A 25,015-nucleotide genomic window follows, 5' to 3' on the forward strand; every position below is an offset into this window, starting at 1 on the left:
AGAGAGATGAGTTTCGTTCGGACTTTGTGTGGAGATATCCCTAAGGAACAGCTAGGCTTTACGTATTCCCACGAGCATATCGTTTGCCGTCCGGCCTTCTGGGCGGAGCGGGGAGAAGACGACCTGCTGCTGGATGACAAGGAAAAATCGAAGCTGGACGTGCTGGACTTCAAACGCCACGGCGGACAAACGATCATCGACGCCACAGCCGTCGATTACGGACGCGACGTTGATGCGGTTTACGCCATCATGGAGGAAACCGGCGTTCAGATCGTCGGCACGGCCGGCTTCAACAAAAGCTTTCTGTGGAACGCGAAAGTGAAGGAAGAGCTGAAGCCGATCATCGGCAATTACAATACGTATTACGAGTGGATCGATGCGAAAAGCATCAACGAGCTGGCGGATTTCGTCATCCGCGAAGTGGAGGAAGGGCTGGAAGGAACGCCGTTCAAGGGCGGTCAAGTGAAATTCGGCACCGGCTACAACCGGATTACGCCGCTGGAGGAGAAGACGCTGCGGGCCGTCGCCCGGGCGCACCACGAGACGAAAGCGCCGGTCCACTCCCATACGGAGGTCGGCACGATGGGCCTGGAGCAGATCGAGCTGCTGCGGAGCGAGAACGTGAATCTGGCGTACGTCAGCTTCGGCCACATGGACCGGAATCCCGATCCGTATTACCACGAGCAAATGGCGAATACCGGCGCCTATCTGTGCTTCGACGGCATCGCCAAAATCAAATATGCGCCAGAGAGCACGCGGATTCATCTCCTGCTGGAGCTGGTGCGCAAAGGTCACGAGGACCAAATTCTGATCAGCGGCGATACGGCCCGGAAAACGTACTACAAGCACTACGATTACGGGCTCGGCTTGGAATATATCATCGCCCAATGGGTGCCGCGCTTTATCGACGAGGCGAACAAGGCCGGGTTCGACGGGGATAAGCTGGTGGAAAAGTTTTTTGTGACGAATCCGGCGAACTGCTTCGCCTTTAAACGGTGAGGAGGGGCGCTCATGCAGCTTCAATACGAAAATTCGTTTGACGTCAAGGAGAAAATCATCCGGGCGCAGGCTGCGATTCTGCCAATCGGCGCTGTAGAAGCGCACGGGCCCCATCTTCCGCTCGGGACGGACAATCTGCTGGCGGAGCGGCTGGCCGCCAAGCTGGCCGAACGGACCGGCAGCTTCGTTCTGCCGACATTGCCTTACGGCCAGGTATGGAGCCTGCGCAATTTTCCGGGCAGCATCAACGTGTCCAACGAGGCGCTGATCGCCTTGCTGTGCGATATCGGCGAAAGCTTGTTCCGGCAAGGCTTCCGCATCTTCGTCATGCTGAACGGCCATCTCGGCAACGCGACGGCCTTGAAGGAAGCGGCCCGCAAGCTGGCGGAACGGGTGCCCGAGCTGAAGGTTTATTACTTCTTTTATCCCGGTGTCAAAGACATTACGGCGCAGGTCCGCGAGTCTTCCAGCAACCATGCTTCATATTTTCACGCTTGCGAGATTGAAACCTCGTATATGTTGTACATGGCCGGCGAGCATGTCGACATGAGCCGGGCGATCTGCGACATCCCGGATATCGGCGTGGAGGCCGATTGTACGCCAACGCCGTGGGAGACGTTCACCTCGTCCGCCGTTCTCGGCGACGCGACGCTGGCCACTTCGGAGAAAGGGCGGGCTATCCTGGAGGCGAGTCTCGACGTCATGGCCCGTATCGTGAACGATGCCAAGCGGTGGCAGCAACCCACACCCTAAAGAAAAGCAGGTGAAGGCAGCTATGATCCAAACGTACTTCAATCATATCCGGCACATGTTGAACCAGGTAGAAACGACCGAAACGGACGCGATGCGGCAGGCCGCGGAGCGGACGGCCGACTGCATCATCAGCGGAGGCGTCGTTCATTTGTTCGGATGCGGCCACTCGCATATTTTGACGGAGGAAGTGTTCTACCGCGCAGGCGGTCTGGTCCCGATCCGGCCGATCTTCGTGGAGCCGCTCATGCTGCATGAAGGGGCGGTCCGCTCCTCGGAGCTGGAAAGACAGAACGGACTGGCCCGCACGTTTATGGAGGAGCAGGACATCCGTCCTGGCGAGGTCGCGTTCGTGCTGTCAACCTCCGGGCGCAATCCGGTTCCGGTCGACGTCGTGCTGGCGGCGAAGGAAAAGGGCGCATTTACGATCGGCATCACCTCGCTGGAGTATTCGCAGAGCCAGCCTTCGCGGCATACGAGCGGCAAGCATCTGTACGATGCCGTGGATTTGGTCCTTAACAATTATGCGGTTAAAGGCGATGCGGTGTTGAACCATCCGGACGTTCCGATTCCGTTCACCCCGACGTCCACGGTAATCGGAGCCGCGCTGCTCAATGCCGTGCTGGCTTCGGCCATTGAACGGATGGCGGAGCGAGGCTTCCAGCCGCCGGTCTTCCTAAGCGGCAATATCGACGGGGCCGACCGCCATAATGCTGCCTTGATCGAACGGTATAAGGAACGCATCCCGCTTTTGAACTAATTGATATCCTATTAAATATATAAAAATTATAGGTTAGGAGGCATGCTGCATGGTGACGAAAGAGATAATCATACGAAACGAACAGGGCTTTCATGTCCGGCCGGCCCAGCTGTTCGTAGACAAGGCTAACGAATTTCGCTCGGACCTCAAGGTGCGCAGCGAGAGCGGCGAAGAAGCCGACGGAAAAAGCATGCTGGACCTGATGACCCTTGGGCTGGAGAAAGGTGCCCGCGTTACTTTGGAAGTCAGTGGCCCGGACGAGCAGGAATGCTTGCAGGCATTGGCCGAGCTGATCGAAAGCAAGTTCGGTGAATCGTGATGAGGGAGCAGCGGATTTCAGGCATCGGCGTGTCGGAAGGCGTGCAGATCGGAAGCGCGCTGCGGTATTCGCCGGGAGCGGCGGCAGGCATGGAGCCGGAACTCGAAAGCATCGGTCCGGATGAGGTGGCGGCGGAAACGGCAAGGCTGCGCCAGGCGAAGGGGGCCTGCGCGTCGGAGCTGCAAGCTATGGTGGAGCGGACGAAGCTGACGCTCGGGGATGACAAGGCCGGAATTATTGCGGGCCAGCTGCGGTTTCTCGACGATCCCAAGTTTTATCCGGCGATGGAACAGAAGGTCGCGGAGCTGTATGTATCGGCGGCCCGGGCGGTCCGGGAGGTCACCGAATTTTACGCGGCGCGGCTGGAAAGCATGGCAAACGAATATATGCGGGAGCGCGCGGCGGATATCCGGGACATCGGGGGCCGCTTGCTGTCCAGCCTGCGCGGAGGGGCTGCGGTCCGGCTCTCGGAGCTTCGCGAGCCCGTGATTCTAGTCGCCGACGATCTGGCGCCGTCGGATACGGTGCAGCTCGATCCGCGCGTCGTGCTGGCCTTCGTCACGCGGGTCGGCGGGAAGACGTCGCATACGGCGATTTTGGCCCGGTCGCTGGGCATCCCCGCGGTCGTCGGGGCGGGCGACGCATTGGACGCCGTCCGGGACGGCGAGACATTGGTCGTCGACGGGAGCGCAGGCCTGTGCGTCCGCAACCCGGAGGACACTTACCTCCGGGAGGCGGCGGAGCTGCAGGAGCAGGAGCGTGCGCTTCGGGACGAGCTTGAGGCGTTCCGCTCCCGCCCGGCGGTAACCGCAGACGGCCGGCGGGTGGAGCTGGCCGCCAATATCGGCACCGTTCCGGAGGCTGAGGCGGCTGCGGAAGCCGGCGCGGACGGCATCGGGCTGTACCGGACGGAGTTTCTGTTCATGGGCGCGTCGCGGCTTCCGGATGAAGAAGCGCAATATGCCGCATACCGGCGCGTCGCGGAAGCGATGGCGGGCCGTCCCGTGATCATCCGTACGCTTGACATCGGCGGAGATAAGGAGCTTCCGGCGCTTGAGCTGCCCAAAGAGACAAACCCGTTTCTCGGCTACCGCGCCATTCGGATCGGCCTCGATCGTCCCGAGCTGCTGAGAACGCAGCTGCGGGCGATTTTGCGGGCCAGTGCGCATGGCAGCGTCAAGATCATGTTTCCGATGATCTCCAGTATGGACGAATGGAGAAAGGCGAGAGGTGCAGCGCACGAGGCGATGGAGGAGCTGCGCCGCGAAGGCGTCGATTTCGACCGGAACGTCGAGCTGGGCATCATGGTCGAGGTTCCGTCCACGGCGGTGATGGCCGACAGCTTTGCGCGCGAGGTAGATTTCTTCAGCATCGGGACGAACGATCTCGTCCAGTACACACTGGCCGTCGACCGGATGAACGAGAAGGTCGCGGAGCTGTACGATTATTTCCACCCGGCGGTGCTGGAGCTGATTCGCCGGGTGATCGAAGCGGCCCACCGGCACGGCAAGTGGACGGGGATGTGCGGCGGCATGGCCGGCGACCCGCTGGCGGCGCCTCTCCTGCTCGGGCTCGGTCTCGACGAGTGGAGCATGGAAACGGGAGCGCTGCCGAAGGTGAAACGCGCGCTCGCCCAACTGAACGCCGAGACGTGCCGGGAGCGGGCGCCGCAGTGGCTGCAGCTTGCAACCGCTGCCGAAGTACGCCGTGAGCTGGAGCGCTTCCGGGCGGAGCTGTAGGACTGAGCGCCAGCTTATTGTGAAAGCTGTTGAAGGATTATTTTGAGGACGTATCCCGAGCTGCAAGAAAGCGCGGGATACGTCTTCTTTTTTATTTTGGCAGAATGCAACATGTGACGAGTTTTTTTGGATTGACAATCCGCAGTAGAGCAATATAAGATATCAAATAGTAATAATTACGAAGTAATAACGTTAATGACCTTCCAAGCTTGCTGCCATGACATGGTTTCTGCGGGCGCGCTTAAGAAGTACGCTTTAACAACTATCATAATCGTAATTATTACTTATATCCCGTCGGTACTGACAGCTCAGAAAGTGGTGAACATGATAGCTTATTTTTTGCGGCGGGTGCTGCATATGATTCCGGTATTCATCGGCGTTACTTGCATAACCTTTGCGCTTATGAATTTGACTCCGGGCGATCCTGCGGAAATTATGCTGCGCGGAGCGTCAGGGGTGCAGCCTACGCAAGAAGCGATCGACGCGGCGAGGGAAACCATGGGGTTGAACGACCCCGTATACAAGCAGTACGCGGCCTGGCTATGGCGGGTGTTGCATCTGGACCTTGGTCGTTCGTACAGCAGCAATCTCCCGGTTTGGCAGGAGTTGACGGATAGGCTTCCGGCAACGCTGCTGCTCGGGATGTGGGCGCTTGTAGCGATGTTGGCCATCTCGCTTCCCCTAGGAATCGGTGCGGCGCTGTATCCGCATTCGTGGGCGGACCGTTTGGCAGGAGTCATCGCGATGCTGGGCATTTCGATGCCCGGCTACTGGCTCGGCCTGCTGCTTGTTTATTACGGCTCGGTCAAGCTTAAGCTGTTTCCGGTCATGGGCATGGACGGGTTCCGAAGTGTGGTGCTGCCTGCGCTCACGCTGGGAGTCGGGATGGCGGGCAACTATATCCGGGTGATCCGCTCCGGTCTGCTGGAAGTGCTCGGTACCAGTTATATCAAGGCGGCGCGGGCCAAAGGCTTGCAGGAATGTCTCGTCATCGGACGGCATGCTGTCGTCAATGCCCTGCTTCCGGTGATGACGATGCTCGGCATCAATATCGGGGGGCTGCTCGGCGGATCGGTGATCGTCGAGACGATATTTTCTTGGCCGGGTATCGGCAAATTTGCCGTCGATGCGATATTTAAAAAAGATTTTATTGTTATTCAGGGGTACGTGCTGCTGATGGCCGTCTTCGTCGTAAGCGTCAATCTGGTCGTCGATTTGGGCTACCGGATGATCGACCCGAGAATCCGGCTGCGTTGAGCAGTACCGCGCGAAGAGCCGTCATATGCAAAAAGAAAGGAGATCATCCGGCATGAAACGGGGGCGAAAAATTCCGGGCAATGCCGCGTTTTGGACCGGCGGACTGATCGTGATCGGTTTTATCGCGGTCGGCATCTTTGCGCCGTACATCGCGCCCTGGGATCCGCTGAAGGTGAATCTGGACATGAAGCTGACCGGACCTTCGCCGGATTACCCTTTCGGCACGGATCAAATGGGGCGGGATATCCTATCCCGTCTGATGTATGGAACGCGCACTTCGCTGTTTTATTCCGTTGCCGTGCTGGGCATGATGCTTGCGGTCTCCGTACCGGTCGGCATCGTTGCCGGTTACGTCGGCGGCAAAGTCGATCATCTCATCATGCGGTTTATCGATATTCTGCTCGCTTTTCCAAGTCTGATTCTGTCCTTGGCGATTACAGGTATGCTCGGGCCCGGCTTGCTTAACCTGCTGCTGGCGTTCGCTTCCGTCTGGTGGACGAGCTACGCGCGCATTATACGCGGGATGGTGCTGCAGATCAAGGAAAAGGACTACATAACGGCGGCGCGGGCCGGCGGCGCGACGCACTTGCAGATTGTGCTGCGCCATGTGTTGCCTCATGCGGTCAGTCCGATTATCGTGCTCGCTTCGGTAGAGATCGGGACGATTATTTTATCCGTGTCCGGTCTCTCGTTCCTCGGTCTCGGCGCACAGCCGCCCACGCCTGAATGGGGCGTGATGCTGAGCGATTCGCGGCCGTACATGCAGACCGATCCGCAGTTGATGCTTTTTCCGGGACTGACCGTGATGATCGTCGTACTCGGCTTCAATCTGGTCGGGGAGGGGCTGCGCAAAATGCTGCGCGGCACGGGATAAGTCAGCACACGGCATCAACAATACATGAGCAAGGGGGAATCGCGATGTCGGTAATGACGCAAGAGGCAGCACCGCGGGTCGAACGGAGCCATATGCAGGAAGCGGCAGAAATTCCGGCGATACTGCGAATCCATCGGCTGAGCGTGTCGTTTCACGCATCGGAACGCCATGCCTCCGGGCCTGTTGTGCGTGCCGTGGACGAGGTCAGCCTGGAGGTAAAGGAAGGGCGGATCGTCGCGCTCGTCGGGGAAAGCGGCAGCGGCAAAAGCACGCTGGCCCAAGCCGTGCCCGGCCTGCTCGACCCTCGCCGGCATACCGCGGAGGGGGAGATTTGGCTGGACGGCACGGACCTCCGCCGGCTGTCCGCAAGGGAACTGCGCCGGTACAGAGGCAGCGCGGTGGCGATGATTTTTCAGGACCCGGCGAATGCGCTGAATCCGGTTCTGACGATCGGCAGGCAGCTAATCGAAACCATCCGGCGGCACCTGAAAGTGCAAGGAGCTGAGGCCAAGAAGCTGGCCGTCGACCAACTGCGCCGGGCAGGGCTGCCTAAGCCGGAGACGCTGCTGCGCAAGTTTCCTTTCCAGTTGTCCGGGGGCATGTGCCAGCGCGTGATGATCGCTATCGCCCTTGTCTCCGGAGCTAAGCTCTTGATCGCCGATGAGCCGACGACCGCGCTCGATGTCACGGTTCAAGCGCAAATATTGCATGAGCTTGACCGGCTTAGGAGGGAGAGCGGCATGGGCATTTTGCTCATCACTCACGACTTGGGCGTCGTGGCCGAAATCGCCGACGAGGTTTATGTCATGAAAGGCGGGCGGATCGTCGAATCGGGCCATGTGTTCGAAATATTTGCCCGTCCGCGGCATGCTTACACCAGAGAATTGCTCGAATGCAGGTAAACGGGCGGAGCTTGGAAGGGGACAGGAGCGTTGTGAGGCTGATCGAGACGGAAGGACTGACGAAGGTATATAAACGGGAAGGGCGATGGTTTCCGTCGGCCAACGATGCTACGCCCGCCGTGGACCGGGTCAGTCTGCATGTGGACAAGGGGGAGACGCTCGGGCTCGTAGGCGAAAGCGGCAGCGGCAAGAGTACGCTTGCCCGTCTGCTGCTCGGTCTCGAAACGGCGACCGAAGGCCGTCTGCTGTTCGGCGGGGAAGATGTAACCCGATGGGGATTCAAACGGCTGCGGACGATTCGCGGCAGGATGCAGATGGTGTTCCAGAACAGCTACTCCTCGTTCGATCCGCTGTTTACGGTGGAACGAATAGTCGGCGAGCCGCTAAGCAATTACCGAGGCATGGCAGCGAACGAACGCAGACGCGTCGTACTGGAAAGTCTGGACATGGTCGGGCTGGGGGCGGCCTATGCGAAGCGGTACCCTCACGAATTAAGCGGCGGGCAGCTGCAGCGGGTAAACATCGCACGGGCGCTTGTCCTTCAACCGGAGCTGCTGATCTGCGACGAGCCGTTTTCGAGCCTCGATTTCAAGCTTCGCCGGCAGATGCTGGTGCTCCTTGAGGAACTGAAGATACGTCTCGGACTGTCGTATCTGTATATTACTCACGATTTATCGTCCGTATCCCGCTTCTGCGACCGGGTAACCGTTATGTATAGGGGGCAAATCGTGGAGACGCTCCCGGCAGCCCGTATCGCCGAAGAGGCGCTGCATCCGTATACCCGTGCGCTGTTGGACGCGGTTCCGGTGCAAGATCCGAGGCTCAGGCGGAGCAGGACAGGGAGGCCGTTCGGCGAACCGGCAATGCCGCAGGGAGAGGGCGTTACGCAGGGCTGTCGGTTTTGCAGCCGTTGTCCGGCGGCGATGCCGGTCTGCACTACGGTCGAGCCCGCACTCGAACGAAAGCGGCCGTTTCACGAGGCTGCCTGCCATCTCTATGTGAATCAAATCGTTAAAGAATAGGGGCAACGAAGATGAAACAGAACAGCGCAGGCCGCAACAAACGATTTTTTGCAATACAAGCCGTTTTAATCTTTTTATGCGTTCTGCTGGTGCTCGTTACCGGCTGCTCGGCCGGAGATAAAGGCGGCACAAGCCAGACGGCTGAGGGAAGAGGAAGCGCCGGGACGCCGGGCGATAAACAGGTGGTCGTCGCCATCGCTTCCGATCCAGGGATCGACCAGCTCGATGCCGGGACTTACAAAGGCTCGATTCAGGTGCATCCGATGATCTACGATTCCTTGGTTGAATACGGCGAGAAAGGCGAAATTTTGCCTTCGTTAGCCGAATCGTGGACCATATCTCCCGACGGCAAGGAATATACGTTCAAGCTGCGCAAAGACGTCAAATTTTCCGACGGCACCGAATTTAATGCGGCGGCGGTCAAGTTCTCGTTCGAGCGTTGGTACAAGGACCCGGCCAATTCCTCCATCAATGTGGCGAAGGCGCTGCAGGAAATTGCGGTCGTTGATGCCCACACGGTCAAGATGACATTTAGCCAGGCGTTTTATCCGTTTCTGACCGAGCTGACGTATGCCAGACCGGTACGCATCCTTTCTCCTTCGGCTGTTGAGCCGGCAGGAGATGTCAAAGGCAAGTTCGTCAAGCCCATCGGCACCGGCGCGTGGAAGGTCGAAAGCTATACGAAGGATCAGCAGGCCGTGCTGGTACGAAACCCCAATTACTGGGGAAAAGCACCGTTGCTGAACAAAATCGTGCTGAAGGTCGTCAACGATCCGCAATCCCGCCTGCTGGCGCTGCAAAACGGCTCGGTCGACATTTCCGGCGGGCAGATGGGCAAAATTGCGCCTGAAAGTATTCAGGTCGCTCAAAAATCCGACTCATTAACCGTACAATCCGCTCCCGGCTCGAATTCGCATTTTGTCGTCTTTAATGGCTCCAACCCGTTCCTGCAGGATGTGAACGTCCGCAAGGCGATCAATCTGGCTGTCAATAAAAAAAGCATTGTCGACAAGCTGATGGGCGGCATGGGCAAGGAAGCGCAAGGCTTGTTCCCGGCTACCGTGCCTTATGTGACCGTAGAGAATATCCGATGGTACGGCTATGAGCCGGAGCAAGCGAAGCAATTGCTTAAAGAAGCGGGCTTTGCGGATACGAACGGCGACGGCATCGTCGAGAAAAACGGCAAGCCGCTCGAATTGAATTTTGTGCTGCAGCAAACCGAGTTCCCGGAATGGAAATCAATCGCCGAGTTTGTCCAGTCCCAGCTTAAGGAAATCGGCATCGGCGTCAGCCTGAAGGTGCTGGAAGCGAATGCCTATTACGATGCGCTATGGAAGAACAAGCAGTACGATATGCTCATTTACCGCACGTATGCGGATTCCCAGAACCCGCACTATTTCCTGCTGTCGCTATTCCATCGGACGGGGAGTGCTCCGGCCGTCGCTTGGGCAGATCCGCAATTGGAAGCTTTGATCGACGAAGCGATGGGAGCGACGGGTGCCAAAGCAAGACAGGATAAGTATGATGCGCTATTCGGCCGGATGTTCCAGCAAGCGATGGTTCTGCCGGTTTATTATCCGGATGACATTTTTGTCGTCAATAACAGGGTCAAAGGTTTTAAGCTTGGGCAGACCGCTTACTTACCGGTCGTTTGGAACGAGCTGGATGTCAAGTAACTATAAATTATTGATAAACTTCTAGGAGAGACGCTATGTTGAAAGACATTTCCAAGTACTGGACGTCCAGCTCCGACGGCTACGATAAAGCAGTCAAGGCGCAGTTCCGCAGCCGACGGACCGTATCCATGTGGACATCGCTGTTGAACGAAGGGTTGGGCGGCAGGGAGGGGCAAACCGTCCTGGATATGGGGACCGGACCCGGATTTTTTTCGATCCTGCTCTCTAAAATGGGCCATCGCGTTACGGCTGTCGACGCCTCGCAGGGGATGATCGAGACGGCATCGCGCAATTTTAAGGCGTCTGGCGTTGACGTGAAAGCCTATTTGGGCGACGCGGCCCGTCTCCATGCCGAAAAGGACAACGCCTTCGATGCGGTCGTATGCCGCGATGTCGTCTGGACGCTGCCCGACCCGTACGGAGCCTATGCGGAATGGTACCGCGTCCTAAAGCCGGGCGGCACGCTAATCGTATTCGACGGCAATTATTTGTACCGGGAGGAGCCGGAGAAACCGGCGCCCTTCAACAAGCTGTGGTACGCCCTCGGATGGACGCTTATCCTCCTTACGGAGCTGAGAGTGAGAAGCCGGTCCGATCGGGAGAAGGAGCTGCTGGGCAAACTGCCGTTCGTCCAGGTCCTGCGTCCGGAGGCGGATCAAGAGGCTTTGCAGCGAGCCGGATTTCGTATTCAGGAAATTCGCCGTGATTTTACGTCCGGCTACAAGATGACAATGCAGCATTTGAAATACGGCTATCAAAGCGAAAGACGTTTTATGATCATAGCAAAGAAGGAGCAACGGGATGACCATTCAAAATGAAGTCGAAACGTATTGGAACGGCGAAGCGGAGCTGTATAGCGACAGCATCCAAAAGGAACTGAACGGTCCTGAAAAGCAGGCCTGGCTTGATTTGATTCTGGAATACGCTCCGCCGAAGGAGCGTCTCGATGTGCTGGATATCGGCTGCGGGCCTGGTTTTTTCACGATTATTTTGTCGCAGGCCGGCCACCACGTTCTGGGCATCGACTGCACGGAAAATATGCTGACATGCGCGCGCCGCAATGCCGAGCAGGCAGGGGTGGAGCCGCAGTTCCGCAAAATGGACTCGCACAAGCTGGAGCTGAAGCCCAATAGCTTGGACTTGATCGTGTGCCGCAACCTGACATGGACGCTTCATGCGCCGCAGGCGGCTTACGGCGAGTGGCTAAAGGTGCTGCGTCCGGGCGGCCGGTTGCTCGTATTCGATGCCAACTGGAACCGTCATTTGGTTGACGACGAAATGCGGGCGAGGCGGGATGCGGATCTGCGCGAGTATGAAGCGAGAGGCTGGGGCAGTCCGCCCAGACATGTCGATTGGGAGGAATCCGACCGACTCAGCCTGCTGCTGCCGTTAACGAGGGAATGCCGTCCGGCATGGGATCTGCACGCGCTGAAAGCCGAAGGCTACAGCGATGCGTTCAGCGTGGAACATTTGTCGGAGCGAGTGTTGGATGAGAAGCAGCAAGTATTAAGCCGGTCAACGCCGATGTTTATGGTATGCGGGCAGAAGTAATCTAACTCATAGGGACTCAGGCTGTCGAGGCAATTTTGCGACGGCCTTCTTTAGTTTGAGGCGTTTTGGCTTCATGGCATTTTATTTTCTATCGGCGACATCAGCTCATGTAATATTATTTAACAAATCAAGATATGATAGTTGCCGGAATAAAGTGGATTCTGTATAATCGGAACTAGATTTCATACAGAGGGAGCAGAGAATGGAGACGCTAACTATACAAGTCGTGGAGCCGAACCATGAGCATTTGATCGCATTGATTGCCAAACTGGACGATTACTTATATTCGTTGTACCCTGCCGATGAAGTGTTTGGCGTTGATTTGGAAGGGGCTAAGGTTGATGAGGTTGTGTTCGTCCTTGCCTATTGGAACGGTGTGGCTACCGGCTGCGGGGCTTACCGCCCTTTAGATGCACAGGCTGCCGAATTGAAACGGATTTTTGTAGATCCTTCTTTCAGAAATAAAGGGATTGCGTCAAGTATCTTGTCTTTCTTGGAGCAGGAAGCGGCGCGGGCGGGATTTACATCCTTACTCCTCGAAACCGGGCCCATGCAGCCCGAATCGATCGCGCTTTACAAGAAATTCGGATTTATCGATATCGCCCCTTTTGGAGAATATGTGGATTGCCCCAGCAGTATATGTATGGAGAAAAGGCTTCTTTGACCGACACCATTGGGAAACGATACCAGTACGCTTGCCCTTCACTTCTAGAGCAGGCGTTTTTTTTGCTTGGAATTCCTGTCGTGCAACATTTTAGCCTGACGTCGCGTTTAGGAGATTGAGAACAGCAAATATGGAGCGCTGGCTCCATGGGTTGTTATCTTACATAAGGTTCATACAGGAGGTATATGACATCATGAAACCATTCAAAGTACTCGGGGCTGTCCTGGCCGGCGCGCTCCTTGCCACTAACGTCGTGTCCGCCGCTCCAAGCGAGCCATCTACGGTAAAACCGCTGCCGATTTCCGCTCCTACTCCGCAGGATTCCTACGGCGGTCTTAAATTTGTTCTCGTCATCAATGGAAAAGGATTCTCTCCCGAAGAGAACCCGATATACGTCGGCGCCAAAAATCAAATTATGATACCGATTCGCGCTGCCGCCGAAGCGCTTGGCTATAAGCTGACCTGGAAGCAGGAAACGCAGTCGCTGGAAATGATTCAAGGCAACCAATGGCTAACCCTTCAGATCGGACAAGGCCAATACGGCTTTGCCAAAATGCTCGTTCCGCTCGAGGTGGCACCGGAATTAACGAATGAGAAAACGTATGTTCCGTTGTCCTATTTCGAAAAGGTGATGAAGCTTCAAGTGAAGGTGGACGCAACGGGTACGATCAATATCAATTCCAAGAAGCAAGAAAACGGTGAACAGGCGGCTAGCACAACCAAGCAAGGAACGGTTACTAGCATTACCTACCGCGATAAAGGCGGAGAGATCGGCCTTAACGGCTATGGGCACGGCGTCCGACTGAATATTTCCGACGAAACGGAGATCGTATCCGACACGAACCAAAAGCTGACGCTTGCCGATCTGCAGCTCGGCATGTTCATCGAAGCGGAGCACGGTCTGGCGATGGCCATGAGCATGCCGCCGATGACTCATGCGAAAAAGATTATCGTGAAACAAAGCCCTGCCGCGCAACAAACTTTAGGTACGGCAGGCGAGATCGAGGAGGTGACCTCTTCGGCGGAGGGGACAACGCGTCTTACGATTAAAGGGAATAAGCTTAGCGACGGATCGCATGACACGGTAGTCCTGAATGTGACAGGGGAAACACCTGTGATCGGAACGAAGGATAATCAGCCGGTTGCATCAAATCAGCTTAAAAAAGGCGATAAAGTGTATGCCTTCTATGGTCCGATCTTGACCAAGAGCTTACCGCCAATCGGTCAAGCCGTCAAAATCATTGTAGAAAACTAAGTTGATGCTTTAACGAACAACTGCTCAAGCAGGCTCCCCCTTGGGAGCCTATTTTTTTTGACCATCGACAGAGGGCATAATGCAGAGAAGCCGACTCTCTGCTTCGAGAGAACCGGCTTCCGATGCTTACAGCTTTTTACTCACAAGGGCCATACTAACTGCCAATACGAGAAAATATATAGGCATGATGAGTAACGAACCGTTGTGAAGATAGCTCATTCCGCTGGTGATAAGGCTGATCACCACGTAATAACCTAATCCGAAAATGGCGCCCGCGGTACCAAGGACATCGCCATAATTGACGAGCGCCAGACTCAGGCAGTTCGGAATAGCCATACCGATTCCCAACAGGAGGATGAAGATCGAAGCGACCATGAACGCCAATCCTGCTGCGGAAGGGCTTATGCCATAAAGTGCAAGAACGGTGAGACCTACGGCTCCGGCCATCGTAACGAGGGAACCGAGAAAAATAATTTTTTCCGCCGGGACCCGGGTTAGCAATTTCTTCGAAAGCATCGCACCGAGGATGGAGGACAGCGCCACGAAAATTCCCAAAAAACCGAATACGCCCGGATTCATATGAAAAAACTCGATAAAAATGAACGGGGCCTCGGCATAGTAACTAAACAATATGCCGTTTGCCGCTCCGATGAGAAACCCGAATGACCATACTCTTCGGTCAGACACCAAGCGCTTGGCTACTGAAAACGTATGAACCCCGGAGCTCGTGGACACCCTTGTCTCGGGCAGAGAAACCAAGGTGTACGTAAAAATGGCGGCGCTCATCCCGACAAGCGTGAAGAACACGGCTCTAAAGCCGAACGCTTGATCAACCCATCCTCCAATCAACGGCCCGATGGCCGGTGTAAAGGCAAGTGCCGCAGAGATCTGAGCAAACACGGCATGTCGCTTAGCTCCATCGATACTCTCACGTAGTATGGTTTGAGTCACTACCGAACCGGTGCTGGCGCCAAAAGCCTGAATGAACCGGCTTACGAGCAGCCATTCCGCCGAACCGGACAGGTAACATCCCAAGCTGCCCAGAGAATAAACCAAGATTCCCCAAAGCATAGCAGGACGTCGCCCGATGGAATCCGAAAGCCTTCCCCAGCAAAAAACGCCAGCGGCGAAACCGAGGAAATAAATGCTGAGTGTCAGCTGGATCGCATTGTCGGTTGTATGCAGGCTTTTCGCGATATCCGGTAATGAAGGTGTATAGATTGTTTCGCTAATTTGCGGAAAACCAACAAGAATGATTAACAGCCATAATGATGGTGTTGAGATTTTTCTTTGCACAGCCAATCCCCCTATAATTCGAAAATCTCAATGAGCCGGCAAAGAAATTACGGGATCGGGGGTTTGCATTTACTCAATCTGGAAAAGGATAGCATGATTTTTCACCTTTATTCTTTTATAGGGGGGAGATCTATAGTGCATTCTAGCAGGATTTGGGAAGTCTGTCGACACCTGCGGTGCATTTTTGCAATATGACCATATTGTAAAAACTGAAAGGAGTATTTTTCCATGCCCAAAAAAGTCGATCTTACGGAGAGGAAAAACCAGATCGCATCCGCTGCTTGGCGTGTGATATTAAAGCATGGGTTGGATAAAGCATCGATCCAACAAATCGCAGATGAAGCAAGCATTTCGGCCGGAATGATCCAGCATCATTTTTCGTCAAAAGATCTATTAATTTATTATTCCATGAAGCTGGTGTTGGATCGGGTACATGAGAGAGCCATGACTCGTACGAAAGCTTTTCAGGGTTCGGATGAAGAAGCGGTCAGAAGACTGATGAAATTTCTCGTTCCCGTCAATCAGGAGGAGTTATCGGAGCGAAGGGTGTGGGTTGCGTTTCTAGGCCAGTCCTTCAGCAATCCGGAGCTTCTTGAATTGCAGCAGCAGATGAATCATTATACAAGGTATATCATGGGGATGATTGTCGATCTTATGGGGGAGCTTGGTTACCTTCAGCCAGACTGTAATCGGGAATTGGAAGCGGAGATTGTTTATTGCTTTATCGAAGGGCTGATCATTCATGTGCTTCAAAGCCCGGAACAGTACCCGGAAGAAACGGTGGATCAGCTCATCGACTATTACTTAACGAGAAAAAGAGGGGATCAAGCGGATGGATAAATTTATGCTCATTATCCTGGCAGTCGTTATTGTGCTGATCATTCGGCAGCTCATCCCCAAAAAGGTCGATCTGGACATGAAAGAGACGGACATCGGGCAAACAGGCTTAAAGAAGCTCAAAGAAATCGATATCAACCATGTAGCCGAGCATACGCTGCTTCATTGTCTCAATCGTATGGGGGAAGCTGGTTTGCGAGTAAATGCTACATCGCTACGTTTTGGCGCTTATCTGGCCGATCCTCAAAAACTTGCTTACACCAAGGGTTATTCCGGCTTTGGGGGAATCCCCGGCTATATTCAGCTGATGATCTATCCCAACGATTATAACATCCCGAGAATCCCGGCGATTGTTGCCCACGAGCTTCATCATAATATTCGTTTTTCTTATTTTGACTGGGATCACGGCAACGTAAGCGTAGGGGATTACATCATCATTGAAGGGCTGGCGGATTCTTTTGCCAGTACGCTGTACGGTGAGAATAGGCTGGGTTCCTGGGCGACATCGTACGATGTAGAAGACTTGCTTTATTCCATCGAGGTCATTCGTCAAGCGTTAGAGGTCAAGGGATTTGCAGAAGTGAGCAGCTATATGTTCGGCGATGAGATCGCAAGGGAACAAGGTTATCCGCCCGTCGTGCTTTCCTATGCCGCCGGGTACGCGGTTGGCTACTATACCGTGCAGCAATTTTTGAAAAACTCAGGGGTCTCCATTTATGAGGCAACGCGAATGACTACAGCAGAGATTATTGACGGCAGCCGAGTTTTTTGAGTAGATTCCGCGCATTTGCTTATAGGGGAACAATATCTTAAATTTTTCTGCAAGTCCTTCCAAGGACTTGCTTTTTTGGCGTGAACATAGGAAAGTTAATAGGTTAGTATTGATAAGTTCATGCTGCGGAGGGATGGCAAGTTGCGGAAGCTTTTCAAAAACAACGCAGGCCAGATGCGGCTCGGGTGGGATTTGTTCTTATCCTTGCTCTTGTTCGTGGGTTTGCAATTCGCGATTGTACTCATACTGTCGGTCAAATGGGGCGGCAAGTCACTCGTTTCATCTGTTCGACCGGAACTGATTACACCGCTGGGGGGAATTGCAGCCACGCTTCTAATCTGGATGCTCCTGAAAAAACGAAGCTTACGGGACCTGGGTATGCGCTTGACGTTGGCGGGAGTTCGTGAGTTCGGTGTCGGCATTGTACTGGGCTTCGGTTTCATGTCGATCATCGCGGGGATTCTGGTGGCGGCCGGTGCGGTTACGCTTCGGATCAATCCTTCCTGGAGCGCATCCAGCCTGATCTGGAGTCTGATTATGTTTATATGGGTCGGTTTCTCGGAGGAAATGTTTTTCCGAGGATACATCATGAAAACGATGGAAGCTTTAAAATACCGGCTGCCCTTTGCTTATATGCTGTCGGCGATGTTGTTCGCTTTGATTCATCTTGGAAATAACGACGTATCGGCCTTGGCGGTTTTCAATATTTTTCTGATCGGACTGTTATTTTCTTATATGTTCACGATAACGGGCAGCTTATGGATGCCGATCGGCTATCATCTTGCTTGGAACTACGCGCAGGGCAGCCTTTATGGACTAGCCGTCAGCGGGAACGATGTGAATGGGGTATTCGTGGCTTCGTTTCAAAAGCATTTAGGATGGCTGACCGGTGGGGACTTCGGGCCGGAAGCGGGGCTGCTGGACACGGGAATGAGTGTTCTCTGTTTTATGGTGTTGTATGCGTGGAATAGAAAACGGCAGCGGCGTATGACTAAATATCAAATTCGCGCATAGTTCTTTACAATGCGGCCTGCCTCCAACATGGAGGAGAGGCTGCATTTTTTTGTTTGAAAAATTGGGAAAGGAAGTGATTGAATTAATCCGCCAATTTGATATGATGATGAAGGATATATCTTCCACATTCAGCTGGATATTTTAGAAGAAAGGGATGATAAAGGAAATATAGAGCTATTTTTTGTAAGCGTTTCACCTGATCAAAAGGAGAGTGAGCTCGTAGATGATGAACTTAAAGAAAAGGAATTGTTTGCTGATTGCTTTACTCATGCTTGTTTCCGTAATCGTAATGTCCTTTTTCCCGTCAGTCAGCCAAGCGGCTTATTTACCCAAAAACAGTGAAAAATCCAACGGCGCTTCGAACATTGCGCTCATCTACACAGGCTACTATAACCCGGACGATTATGATGGCATGAAGGTGGGGACTATGACAAGGACCGGTTCCTGCCCTATGTAGGTTATCTGAATGACAAAGGCGTTGCAGAAGACTATTTTTTTGACACCTTTCTTATGCTCACGGCCTACTCTCCATACAAAGGGAGCTTGGGACGTTATTACGATTGGGCAGCCGGCAGCCGGCCCGGTACCCTGCAGGATTGGAAATGGGCGATGGATCGGGTATTCGAGAAGGGCATACAGCTGGATGGTCTTGAGGCGGCGGTGGAGCAGGTAAGCGGCGATTTGAAAGATCCGGGCAAGAGAGTCAATGTGTATCTCACCTTGCCGTTCCCCGATCCACAAAGCAAAGATTTCGGCGATTTCGATGGAGACGGAACCGTTAAAAATCTGGAAAGCCTGGATACGCGAAAAGCATTGATCCGTTGGTATGTCGATACGATGACGGCGCGCTTCGAACAGCAGAAATATAAGCATTTGAGGCTGAGCGGGTTCTATTGGCTTCAGAAAGACTTGGATACGACCGTAGCCGGCGAGCAGGAAAGTGTAAAGTATGCTTCGGAATATTTGCGGGAACGAGGTCTGCGTCTGGGCTGGACCCCGTGGTTCGGCGCGAGGGAGAAGGGCAATGGACAGCGGCTCGGATTTGATTTTTCCGCGATTCAACCGGACCATTATTCCGATGAAAGCTCGACAATGGCTCGTGTAGAGGAGACCGCGGATATTGCTTACGCTAATGAAGCAGGCGTAGAAGTAGAATTCGATCAGCGCATGATTGACCTTCCAAGGTATCGTCAGGCCTTTTACAATTACCTGATTACAGGCGTTAAGAAGCAATTTATGAACGATGCGCTGATTGCCTATTATCAAGATGTTTACGCTCTGTATGATCTCTACCATTCCGAGTTTCCGGCGGCTAAACAAATGTACAAGGACATATACAAGTTTGCCAAAGGAACATTTATAGCTCCAACGGGGAACTTTGCGGGGCGTGTGGTTGATGGTGACGGAAACGGTATAGCCGGTGCTACGTTAACCGATCGGGGAGGAACCGTCGTAACGACAGATGTGTACGGAAAATTTGAAATAAAGGAATTATATGCGACGCAAAATGCATTCGTCGTGGAGAAACCGGGAATGCAAGGGCGAGAGGTGAAGGTTGACATTCGCGACCGGCAAACCGTCTATCGTGACATTGCTCTACAGAACGCAGGGGAAGGTCCGGACAAAGCTGTGCCCGATTATGCGATAACGCTTCCATCCAAACTGGCGACGATGGATATCGGCGCGGTATGGTCACCGGGTATCATCGACCGGAATGATATAGCGCAGAAGCGGGCGGAGGCCGTGTTCACCAGCTCGGACCCCGGCGTCATAGAAGTATTGCCGGAAGGCAAGATTCGATCCGTACAAGCGGGTACCGCTGTGCTCCGTGCACAGGTGGGGCCTTTTGAAGCAGAATCTGTAGCGGTCGAGGTCGCCCCGTGGACATCTCATCGGTTAAAGGGGACGGAAGCGCCTCTCCAAATCAATAAGGGATTCGATAGCCCGGTTCTTCGCGATCCGCTGCAGGGAGGTACCCAATATGTCGTGAAGGAAGGCAGCACCGTCAAGATTGCGCACAAATACAATAGCGGAAATGATCTGTGGATGGTGTTTGATCATGCCGGTGCCAACAAGCTGTATGGAATGAAAGAATGGCGCCTCAGCCCGAATGTGAACAAGGATGCCAGTCCTGACTTGGCCCGTTCTTCCGTTATGCTGTGGCCGGATGTGTCCGATTGGGTCGGTCCGTATATTGTAGGCGCCAATCAGAACGGCAATGGCAACGGACAGGATTTTACCGGTGGCAACCACAATTACGACGGCGGCGAGAACAGCTCTGCGACAGGCAGAACCGTACAATATAACGTATGGGTTGACGGGAAGGAGCCTAAGGACGGAAAGGTCATTTCCGGCAAAAAGGTGAAGGTCGAGGTTGTCAATCGGATCCAAGGCTTTAACACGAAGGAGCAGGACGGCAGCGGGCGCGAGATCCTGCAAGAAACGGTCACGTATGAGGTTGAGGGCGGTAAAGTACAAGTCCATACTGAGATTCAGCCTTTGGAAGACATCACCTTGTATCGCTATTATGGCTTGCAATCCGTCAATGGCGCATGGAATCACGAAATTCGTTATTATGCAGGAGAGACGGAGGTCGCAAGAGGCGAAGCAGGCAAGTATAGCGACTCCGGCATGAAATCCGAGCATCCTGACGTAGACAAGTACTGGCTTAGCTCGGCTGTACAAGACGGAAGTCAGCATCAGCTTCTTGTATCGCTCGATCGCCATTACGGACTTGGACAATTGCAATATCTCGCTGATGATCAGCCGGTAGCATTTACGCAAGCTTATGGCAAGTCTTATTTCTTGCAAGTGTTTAATAAGTCGGCCGTGTTGAAGAAGGGGGCCAAGGTTGCTTGGCGCGGACAATATCACTTCTTCTCCACGCCGGTCCAGGAAAGAACGATTAAGCTGCTGAGCAACTTCGGAAATGGTTATGCGGTTCCCGAAGAGGAGGCTTCCTATCAGTGGGAGGTTATTGGCGATGCGGCCCAGAAGGTGAGCGAATCCGGAAGTCGTATTCGGATTAAGGGAGTAAAAGAAGGCACGGCAACGATCAAAGCAATAATCACCTATAATGGCAAGCCGCAGACGCTTGAATCGACCGTTCAGGTAGGGGACAATCGCCAGGTGGATACTTCCGAGCTGCAGCAATTGCTTGACGAAGCGAAGATGCTCCTGCAGCAAACCGGTAACGAATACCGTAAGGAAAAGGGACATCTGGCCGAGGCTTCGATTCATATCATGAGAAAGCTGAAGCAAGAAGGCTTCACGCAGGCGAATGTGGATGAAGCAACCGCCCAGCTAAAGGAAGCCATTGCGATCTTCAAGAAGGCGACACAGACTACGGCCCCGTAAGAAGGAGAGACTAGTTTACGCGTTGGCATGAAGTATGCATAACAAAAATTAACTTTGTGCATAGTAAAGGCGAACGTATGCTAAGAAGGAGGCATCTTAAGGATGACAGAAAACGACAAAGAGCAAGCGTCCGAGGCGAACCGGTTGAATTTTTATGACCAGACGGATGATGTGGTGAATGAAGTACCCGCAACGACGGATGTAAACGAAGCCGTCGAGGCGATCACCGCACATATCAATAAATATGATGTACCCGATGAGTTAGAGAAAAAATAGCGAATAGTCCAAGCGCGCACAGGATAACCTGCTGCGTGCTTTTTTTAGGCATGATGCTGCAGATCTTGAAGCAAGAATGCGAAAATTGTGGCCAAATCTATAGCCAATATGCATGTCAACATTTCCTTAACAAAAATCGTGTAAGTGTGATAAATATCACATTTACGTAAATGCTAAGGATGGTTTGAATTGGAACGCGAGGAGTTGTATTCATGAATCGCATGAACCCAAGGTTGGATTCCATGATCATCGGGCTAGACGTGGGCTCGACTACGGTAAAAGCGACCGTGGTTGACCCACGCACGAAGGAGATCGTTTGGGCGGACTATCAGCGGCATCACACGAAGCAGGCGGAAAAAGCGCTGGACTTTCTGGTCGCGATCGGAAACGAGTTTCCGGATGTCAGGCCTGAAAATATCCGCGTTTTTGCTACGGGCTCGGGGAGCAGTCCCATCGCTCCGCATATCGGGGCCAAATTCGTGCAGGAAGTCAATGCGGTTACGATGGCGGTGGAGCATCTTCATCCCGATGTAGGAAGTGTGATCGAACTCGGAGGACAAGACGCCAAGATCATCATTTTCAAGGAGAATACGGAGACCGGCAACAAACAGGCGTTGACGTCGATGAATGACAAGTGCGCGTCCGGTACCGGCGCGACCATCGATAAGTGCATGATCAAGGTCGGTATGCCGATGGACGAAGTGGGCAAGCTGCATTTCGACGACAGCAAGCTGCATCATGTCGCAGCCAAATGCGGCGTATTCGCCGAAACGGATATCGTCAACCTCGTCAAAAGCGGGATTCCTTCACCGGAAATCATGTGCTCCTTGGCGGATGCCATCGTCATGCAGAATCTTTCCGTGCTGACCCGCGGGAATACACTTCGGCACCGTGTGCTGCTGTTGGGGGGACCGAACACGTATTTGCCTTTCCTGCAGGAATGCTGGAGGCTTAGAATTCCGCAAACCTGGCGGGAACGGGGGTACGAGTACCCGAAAGACGTGTCTGTCGAGGAATTGATATTTGTTCCCGACAATTCCCAGTATTATGCGGCTTACGGTGCTGTGCTGTACGGCATGCATGAGCCGGCCGAAGTGGGCCTGTATACGGGGCTGGAAGGGCTTAAGGAGTTTATTGCCCACGGCCGGAAGGCTAAGCTCGGCGAAAAAGCCGGTCCTCCTCTCGCAGCGGGCCGGAGCGAATTGGAACAATTCCGCGAGCAATACCGGATTCCTAAATTTTCCCCGGTCGCATTTAGCCCGCAGCAGAAGGTGCGCGCCGCCATCGGTCTTGACGGCGGGTCCACCTCGTCCAAAGCGGTCCTTGTCGATGAAGAGGGTACCATTTTGCTAAAGGAATACCAGCTGTCCAAAGGCAACCCGCTGGAAGATACCAAAGAAATGCTGATGCGCATCCGCGACAAAGTGCGGGCTCAGGGGGCCGAGCTAGAGGTTATCGGGTTCGGCGCGACCGGTTACGCCGCGGACGTACTGGAAAAAACGCTGCAGGCGGATGTCAACATTGTGGAAACGGTTGCCCATATGATGAGCGCCGTTCATCAGTTCGGGGACATCGACGTGATTTGCGATATCGGCGGCCAAGATATCAAAGTGCTGTTTCTCAAAAACGGGGATATCCGTAACTTCAAGCTGTCCAACCAATGCTCCGCCGGAAACGGGATGCTGCTGCAAGCGATGGCGGATCAGTTCGGTATTCCGGTCCAGGAATATGCCGATACGGCTTTCAGCGCGGAGCTGAGCCCGAAATTTTCGTATGGCTGCGCGGTATTTTTGGATGCGGACCGGGTCAACTTTCAGAAAGAGGGATATTCCAAGGAAGAATTGCTGGCCGGTTTGGCCATGGTTTTGCCGAAAAACGTATGGCAGTACGTTGTTCAAGTTCCGCGCATGTCCGAATTGGGGCGGAAATTCGTCCTGCAGGGGGGGACGCAGTATAACTTGGCCGCCGTCAAGGCACAGGTCGACTATATTCAGCAGCGGGTTCCCGATGCCGAAGTGTATGTGCATCCCCATCCCGGGGAAGCGGGCGCGATCGGGGCGGCCATGGAGACGCTGCGCGTCGTGAAACGGCGGGGGTATTCTACATTTCTCGGGCTCGACGCGGCCATTAATCTGCGCTATGTGTCGCGAAACGACGAGTCTACACGTTGCCATTTTTGCCCCAACCAATGCAGCCGCACCTTTATTGACTCCGAGACGCCGGACGGAAAAACCGCCCGTTATATTTCCGGTTTCAGTTGCGAAAAAGGAACGGTGGAGGACAAGGAGGCCGTCGTCAAGCTGACCCGGGATCGGCAAGAGTTGAAGAAGCATTACCCCAATCTGGTGGACTATGAGGCGCGCCGCATGTACCAGCATTTCTACGATGCGGAGCCGCTGCCCGAAGCCGGGACGCAGGTGGAAGACGTCCGTCTGAAACGAAGCTTGCTCGGGCTTGGCGGCATGCGCAGAACGTCTTACCGGAGGCAGTTTCACCGTTCTTCCGCCGAAGCCGCGGGAAGGCGAAGCCAAATCCGCATCGGCATTCCGAAGGTGCTGAACATTTGGTCGACCGCGCCGTTTTGGCGGACTTATTTCGAAACGCTGGGTATCGACCAGCGGAACATCGTGTTCAGCGACAATACGAGCGAGGAAATGTGGCAGGAAGGCGGCAAATACGGATCGATCGATCCATGCTACCCTTCCAAAGTGGCCCAAGCTCATGTGCACAACCTGCTGTTCAAGCACCATGCGAAAGCGCCGCTCGACTACATTGTGTTCCCGTGCATCACTCACATTCCGACTCACCTGCAAAATGTAATGGACTCCGCCAGCTGCCCGATCGTAGCCGGAGCCCCGAATGTCATCAAGGCTGCGTTTACCAAAGAGGTGAACTTTTTTGAAACGAGAGGGGTCGTCTATCTGGACCCGGCCGTAACCTTCACCGAACCGAACATGATGAAGAAGCAGCTGTATGAGGCGTTTGCGGAGTATTTGCAGATGACCGAGGATGAAAGCGACTTTGCCGCCGAACAGGGCTTGAGGGCGATGGAACTGTTCGATGAAGAAATGCAGGAAAAGGGCAAATCCATCCTGGAGCAGGTCGAGCGGGAAAACCGTCTCGCCATTCTAATGATCGGCCGGCCGTACCATTCCGATCCCGGTCTGAATCATGGCGTGCTGGAGGAATTTCAGGTGCTCGGATATCCCATTTTGTCCATGCGTTCGATTCCGAAAGACGAGGCTTGGCTGAGTCGGTTCTTCAAGGAAGATCTACAGAGCGGAAGAGTGAACTACGCGCTTGAGGTAACGGATGTGTGGCCGGAAAACTTCAGTTCCAACAGCGTGCAAAAGGTGTGGGCCGCTAAATTCGCCGCGCGTCATCCGAACGTGGCGGTGCTCGATCTATCCAGCTTCAAATGCGGGCATGATGCGCCTACCTACGGGTTGATCGACTCCATTATTTCGGCGGCGGGCACGCCGTTCTCCGCCTTGCACGATATCGACGCCAACAAACCGAGCGGTTCGATCAAAATCCGCGTCAAGACTTACGCCCACAGTCTGGGACTTCATGAGGAGCGGCTGCAGGACTTGGCCCGTAAAAAAGCGGAACTTGTGGCGCGATTGGAGCAAAAACGCGCCGAGCTGATGGGCATGAAGCAAGACGATCAAGCAGAGGTTATTTGAGACTAACGA

General features: G+C 54.1%; 22 protein-coding genes. 21 read left to right on the top strand and 1 reads right to left on the bottom strand.

Annotated features, from left to right (window positions below; all coding sequences use genetic code 11):
- Positions 1-6: 6 nt before the first annotated feature.
- From NI000_RS26245 to NI000_RS26310, 14 genes are all read left to right on the top strand, one after another.
- Positions 7-999 carry a phosphotriesterase family protein gene (locus NI000_RS26245; protein WP_253414327.1) on the top strand — a complete coding sequence of 331 codons (993 nt, stop codon included), beginning with the start codon at positions 7-9 and terminating at the stop codon, positions 997-999.
- 12 nt (positions 1,000-1,011) lie between these two features.
- Positions 1,012-1,752 carry a creatininase family protein gene (locus NI000_RS26250; RefSeq protein WP_253414328.1) on the top strand — a complete coding sequence of 247 codons (741 nt, stop codon included), beginning with the start codon at positions 1,012-1,014 and terminating at the stop codon, positions 1,750-1,752.
- A gap of 22 nt (positions 1,753-1,774) precedes the next feature.
- Positions 1,775-2,509: an SIS domain-containing protein gene (locus NI000_RS26255; RefSeq protein ID WP_253414329.1), complete on the top strand. Its 735-nt coding sequence runs from the start codon at positions 1,775-1,777 to the stop codon at positions 2,507-2,509.
- 49 nt (positions 2,510-2,558) lie between these two features.
- On the top strand, positions 2,559-2,828 hold the full coding sequence (locus tag NI000_RS26260) for an HPr family phosphocarrier protein (protein ID WP_253414330.1): 270 nt from the start codon (positions 2,559-2,561) through the stop codon (positions 2,826-2,828).
- Positions 2,828-4,567 (top strand): phosphoenolpyruvate--protein phosphotransferase, encoded by a 1,740-nt coding sequence (gene ptsP, locus NI000_RS26265; RefSeq protein ID WP_253414331.1) that lies wholly within the window; start codon positions 2,828-2,830, stop codon positions 4,565-4,567. Before NI000_RS26260 ends, ptsP begins: the two co-directional genes overlap by 1 nt.
- A 324-nt stretch (positions 4,568-4,891) precedes the next feature.
- A complete protein-coding gene (gene nikB, locus NI000_RS26270; RefSeq protein WP_253414332.1) occupies positions 4,892-5,824 on the top strand; it encodes a nickel ABC transporter permease in 933 nt (310 codons plus the stop codon).
- A 52-nt stretch (positions 5,825-5,876) separates the two neighbouring features.
- The gene (gene nikC, locus NI000_RS26275) at positions 5,877-6,698 is read left to right on the top strand and encodes a nickel transporter permease (RefSeq protein WP_253414333.1); all 822 of its coding nucleotides are present in this window, start codon (positions 5,877-5,879) and stop codon (positions 6,696-6,698) included.
- Between the two features lie 44 nt (positions 6,699-6,742).
- A complete protein-coding gene (locus tag NI000_RS26280) occupies positions 6,743-7,600 on the top strand; it encodes an ABC transporter ATP-binding protein (RefSeq protein ID WP_253414334.1) in 858 nt (285 codons plus the stop codon).
- A gap of 32 nt (positions 7,601-7,632) precedes the next feature.
- Positions 7,633-8,622, top strand: coding sequence for an ABC transporter ATP-binding protein (locus NI000_RS26285; RefSeq protein WP_309247933.1), 990 nt, complete (start codon positions 7,633-7,635; stop codon positions 8,620-8,622).
- Between the two features lie 11 nt (positions 8,623-8,633).
- Positions 8,634-10,298 (top strand): nickel ABC transporter substrate-binding protein, encoded by a 1,665-nt coding sequence (locus NI000_RS26290; RefSeq protein WP_253414336.1) that lies wholly within the window; start codon positions 8,634-8,636, stop codon positions 10,296-10,298.
- Positions 10,299-10,333: 35 nt separating this feature from the next.
- Positions 10,334-11,116: a class I SAM-dependent methyltransferase gene (locus tag NI000_RS26295; RefSeq protein WP_253414337.1), complete on the top strand. Its 783-nt coding sequence runs from the start codon at positions 10,334-10,336 to the stop codon at positions 11,114-11,116.
- Entirely contained in the window at positions 11,100-11,849 is a 750-nt protein-coding gene (locus NI000_RS26300) for a class I SAM-dependent methyltransferase (RefSeq protein ID WP_253414338.1), read from the top strand. The genes NI000_RS26295 and NI000_RS26300 overlap by 17 nt, the downstream gene beginning before the upstream one ends.
- A 247-nt stretch (positions 11,850-12,096) precedes the next feature.
- Positions 12,097-12,513: a GNAT family N-acetyltransferase gene (locus NI000_RS26305; RefSeq protein WP_253414339.1), complete on the top strand. Its 417-nt coding sequence runs from the start codon at positions 12,097-12,099 to the stop codon at positions 12,511-12,513.
- Between the two features lie 193 nt (positions 12,514-12,706).
- Positions 12,707-13,768 carry a copper amine oxidase N-terminal domain-containing protein gene (locus NI000_RS26310; protein ID WP_253414340.1) on the top strand — a complete coding sequence of 354 codons (1,062 nt, stop codon included), beginning with the start codon at positions 12,707-12,709 and terminating at the stop codon, positions 13,766-13,768.
- Positions 13,769-13,894: 126 nt separating this feature from the next.
- On the opposite strand, the gene NI000_RS26315 is transcribed toward NI000_RS26310, so the two are convergent.
- Complete coding sequence (locus NI000_RS26315; RefSeq protein WP_253414341.1) at positions 13,895-15,064, bottom strand: multidrug effflux MFS transporter; 1,170 nt, start codon at positions 15,062-15,064, stop codon at positions 13,895-13,897.
- A 228-nt stretch (positions 15,065-15,292) separates the two neighbouring features.
- On the opposite strand from NI000_RS26315, the gene NI000_RS26320 reads away from it, so the two are divergent.
- From NI000_RS26320 to NI000_RS26350, 7 genes are all read left to right on the top strand, one after another.
- The gene (locus tag NI000_RS26320) at positions 15,293-15,904 is read left to right on the top strand and encodes a TetR/AcrR family transcriptional regulator (RefSeq protein WP_253414342.1); all 612 of its coding nucleotides are present in this window, start codon (positions 15,293-15,295) and stop codon (positions 15,902-15,904) included.
- Entirely contained in the window at positions 15,897-16,673 is a 777-nt protein-coding gene (locus NI000_RS26325; RefSeq protein WP_253414343.1) for a DUF2268 domain-containing protein, read from the top strand. The genes NI000_RS26320 and NI000_RS26325 overlap by 8 nt, the downstream gene beginning before the upstream one ends.
- 141 nt (positions 16,674-16,814) lie before the next feature.
- Positions 16,815-17,687, top strand: coding sequence for a CPBP family intramembrane glutamic endopeptidase (locus NI000_RS26330; protein WP_253414344.1), 873 nt, complete (start codon positions 16,815-16,817; stop codon positions 17,685-17,687).
- 223 nt (positions 17,688-17,910) lie between these two features.
- Entirely contained in the window at positions 17,911-18,144 is a 234-nt protein-coding gene (locus tag NI000_RS26335; protein WP_253414345.1) for a hypothetical protein, read from the top strand.
- 5 nt (positions 18,145-18,149) lie between these two features.
- Positions 18,150-21,044, top strand: a complete 2,895-nt coding sequence (locus NI000_RS26340) for a DUF4855 domain-containing protein (protein ID WP_253414390.1) — start codon at positions 18,150-18,152, stop codon at positions 21,042-21,044.
- A gap of 102 nt (positions 21,045-21,146) precedes the next feature.
- On the top strand, positions 21,147-21,320 hold the full coding sequence (locus NI000_RS26345; RefSeq protein WP_253414346.1) for a hypothetical protein: 174 nt from the start codon (positions 21,147-21,149) through the stop codon (positions 21,318-21,320).
- A gap of 212 nt (positions 21,321-21,532) precedes the next feature.
- A complete protein-coding gene (locus NI000_RS26350) occupies positions 21,533-25,006 on the top strand; it encodes a BadF/BadG/BcrA/BcrD ATPase family protein (protein ID WP_253414347.1) in 3,474 nt (1,157 codons plus the stop codon).
- The last annotated feature ends 9 nt before the right edge of the window (positions 25,007-25,015 follow it).

Origin of the sequence: Paenibacillus tyrphae (genome assembly GCF_024158745.1) — a bacterium.
Classification (GTDB): domain Bacteria; phylum Bacillota; class Bacilli; order Paenibacillales; family NBRC-103111; genus Paenibacillus_G; species Paenibacillus_G tyrfis_A.

Coding starts and splice junctions, on each gene's coding strand:
- NI000_RS26245 (WP_253414327.1), top strand. CDS start 7: ATGAGTTTCGTTCGGACTTTGTGTGGAGATATCCCTAAGGAACAGCTA.
- NI000_RS26250 (WP_253414328.1), top strand. CDS start 1,012: ATGCAGCTTCAATACGAAAATTCGTTTGACGTCAAGGAGAAAATCATC.
- NI000_RS26255 (WP_253414329.1), top strand. CDS start 1,775: ATGATCCAAACGTACTTCAATCATATCCGGCACATGTTGAACCAGGTA.
- NI000_RS26260 (WP_253414330.1), top strand. CDS start 2,559: ATGGTGACGAAAGAGATAATCATACGAAACGAACAGGGCTTTCATGTC.
- ptsP (WP_253414331.1), top strand. CDS start 2,828: ATGAGGGAGCAGCGGATTTCAGGCATCGGCGTGTCGGAAGGCGTGCAG.
- nikB (WP_253414332.1), top strand. CDS start 4,892: ATGATAGCTTATTTTTTGCGGCGGGTGCTGCATATGATTCCGGTATTC.
- nikC (WP_253414333.1), top strand. CDS start 5,877: ATGAAACGGGGGCGAAAAATTCCGGGCAATGCCGCGTTTTGGACCGGC.
- NI000_RS26280 (WP_253414334.1), top strand. CDS start 6,743: ATGTCGGTAATGACGCAAGAGGCAGCACCGCGGGTCGAACGGAGCCAT.
- NI000_RS26290 (WP_253414336.1), top strand. CDS start 8,634: ATGAAACAGAACAGCGCAGGCCGCAACAAACGATTTTTTGCAATACAA.
- NI000_RS26295 (WP_253414337.1), top strand. CDS start 10,334: ATGTTGAAAGACATTTCCAAGTACTGGACGTCCAGCTCCGACGGCTAC.
- NI000_RS26300 (WP_253414338.1), top strand. CDS start 11,100: ATGACCATTCAAAATGAAGTCGAAACGTATTGGAACGGCGAAGCGGAG.
- NI000_RS26310 (WP_253414340.1), top strand. CDS start 12,707: ATGAAACCATTCAAAGTACTCGGGGCTGTCCTGGCCGGCGCGCTCCTT.
- NI000_RS26320 (WP_253414342.1), top strand. CDS start 15,293: ATGCCCAAAAAAGTCGATCTTACGGAGAGGAAAAACCAGATCGCATCC.
- NI000_RS26325 (WP_253414343.1), top strand. CDS start 15,897: ATGGATAAATTTATGCTCATTATCCTGGCAGTCGTTATTGTGCTGATC.
- NI000_RS26335 (WP_253414345.1), top strand. CDS start 17,911: ATGATGAACTTAAAGAAAAGGAATTGTTTGCTGATTGCTTTACTCATG.
- NI000_RS26345 (WP_253414346.1), top strand. CDS start 21,147: ATGACAGAAAACGACAAAGAGCAAGCGTCCGAGGCGAACCGGTTGAAT.
- NI000_RS26350 (WP_253414347.1), top strand. CDS start 21,533: ATGAATCGCATGAACCCAAGGTTGGATTCCATGATCATCGGGCTAGAC.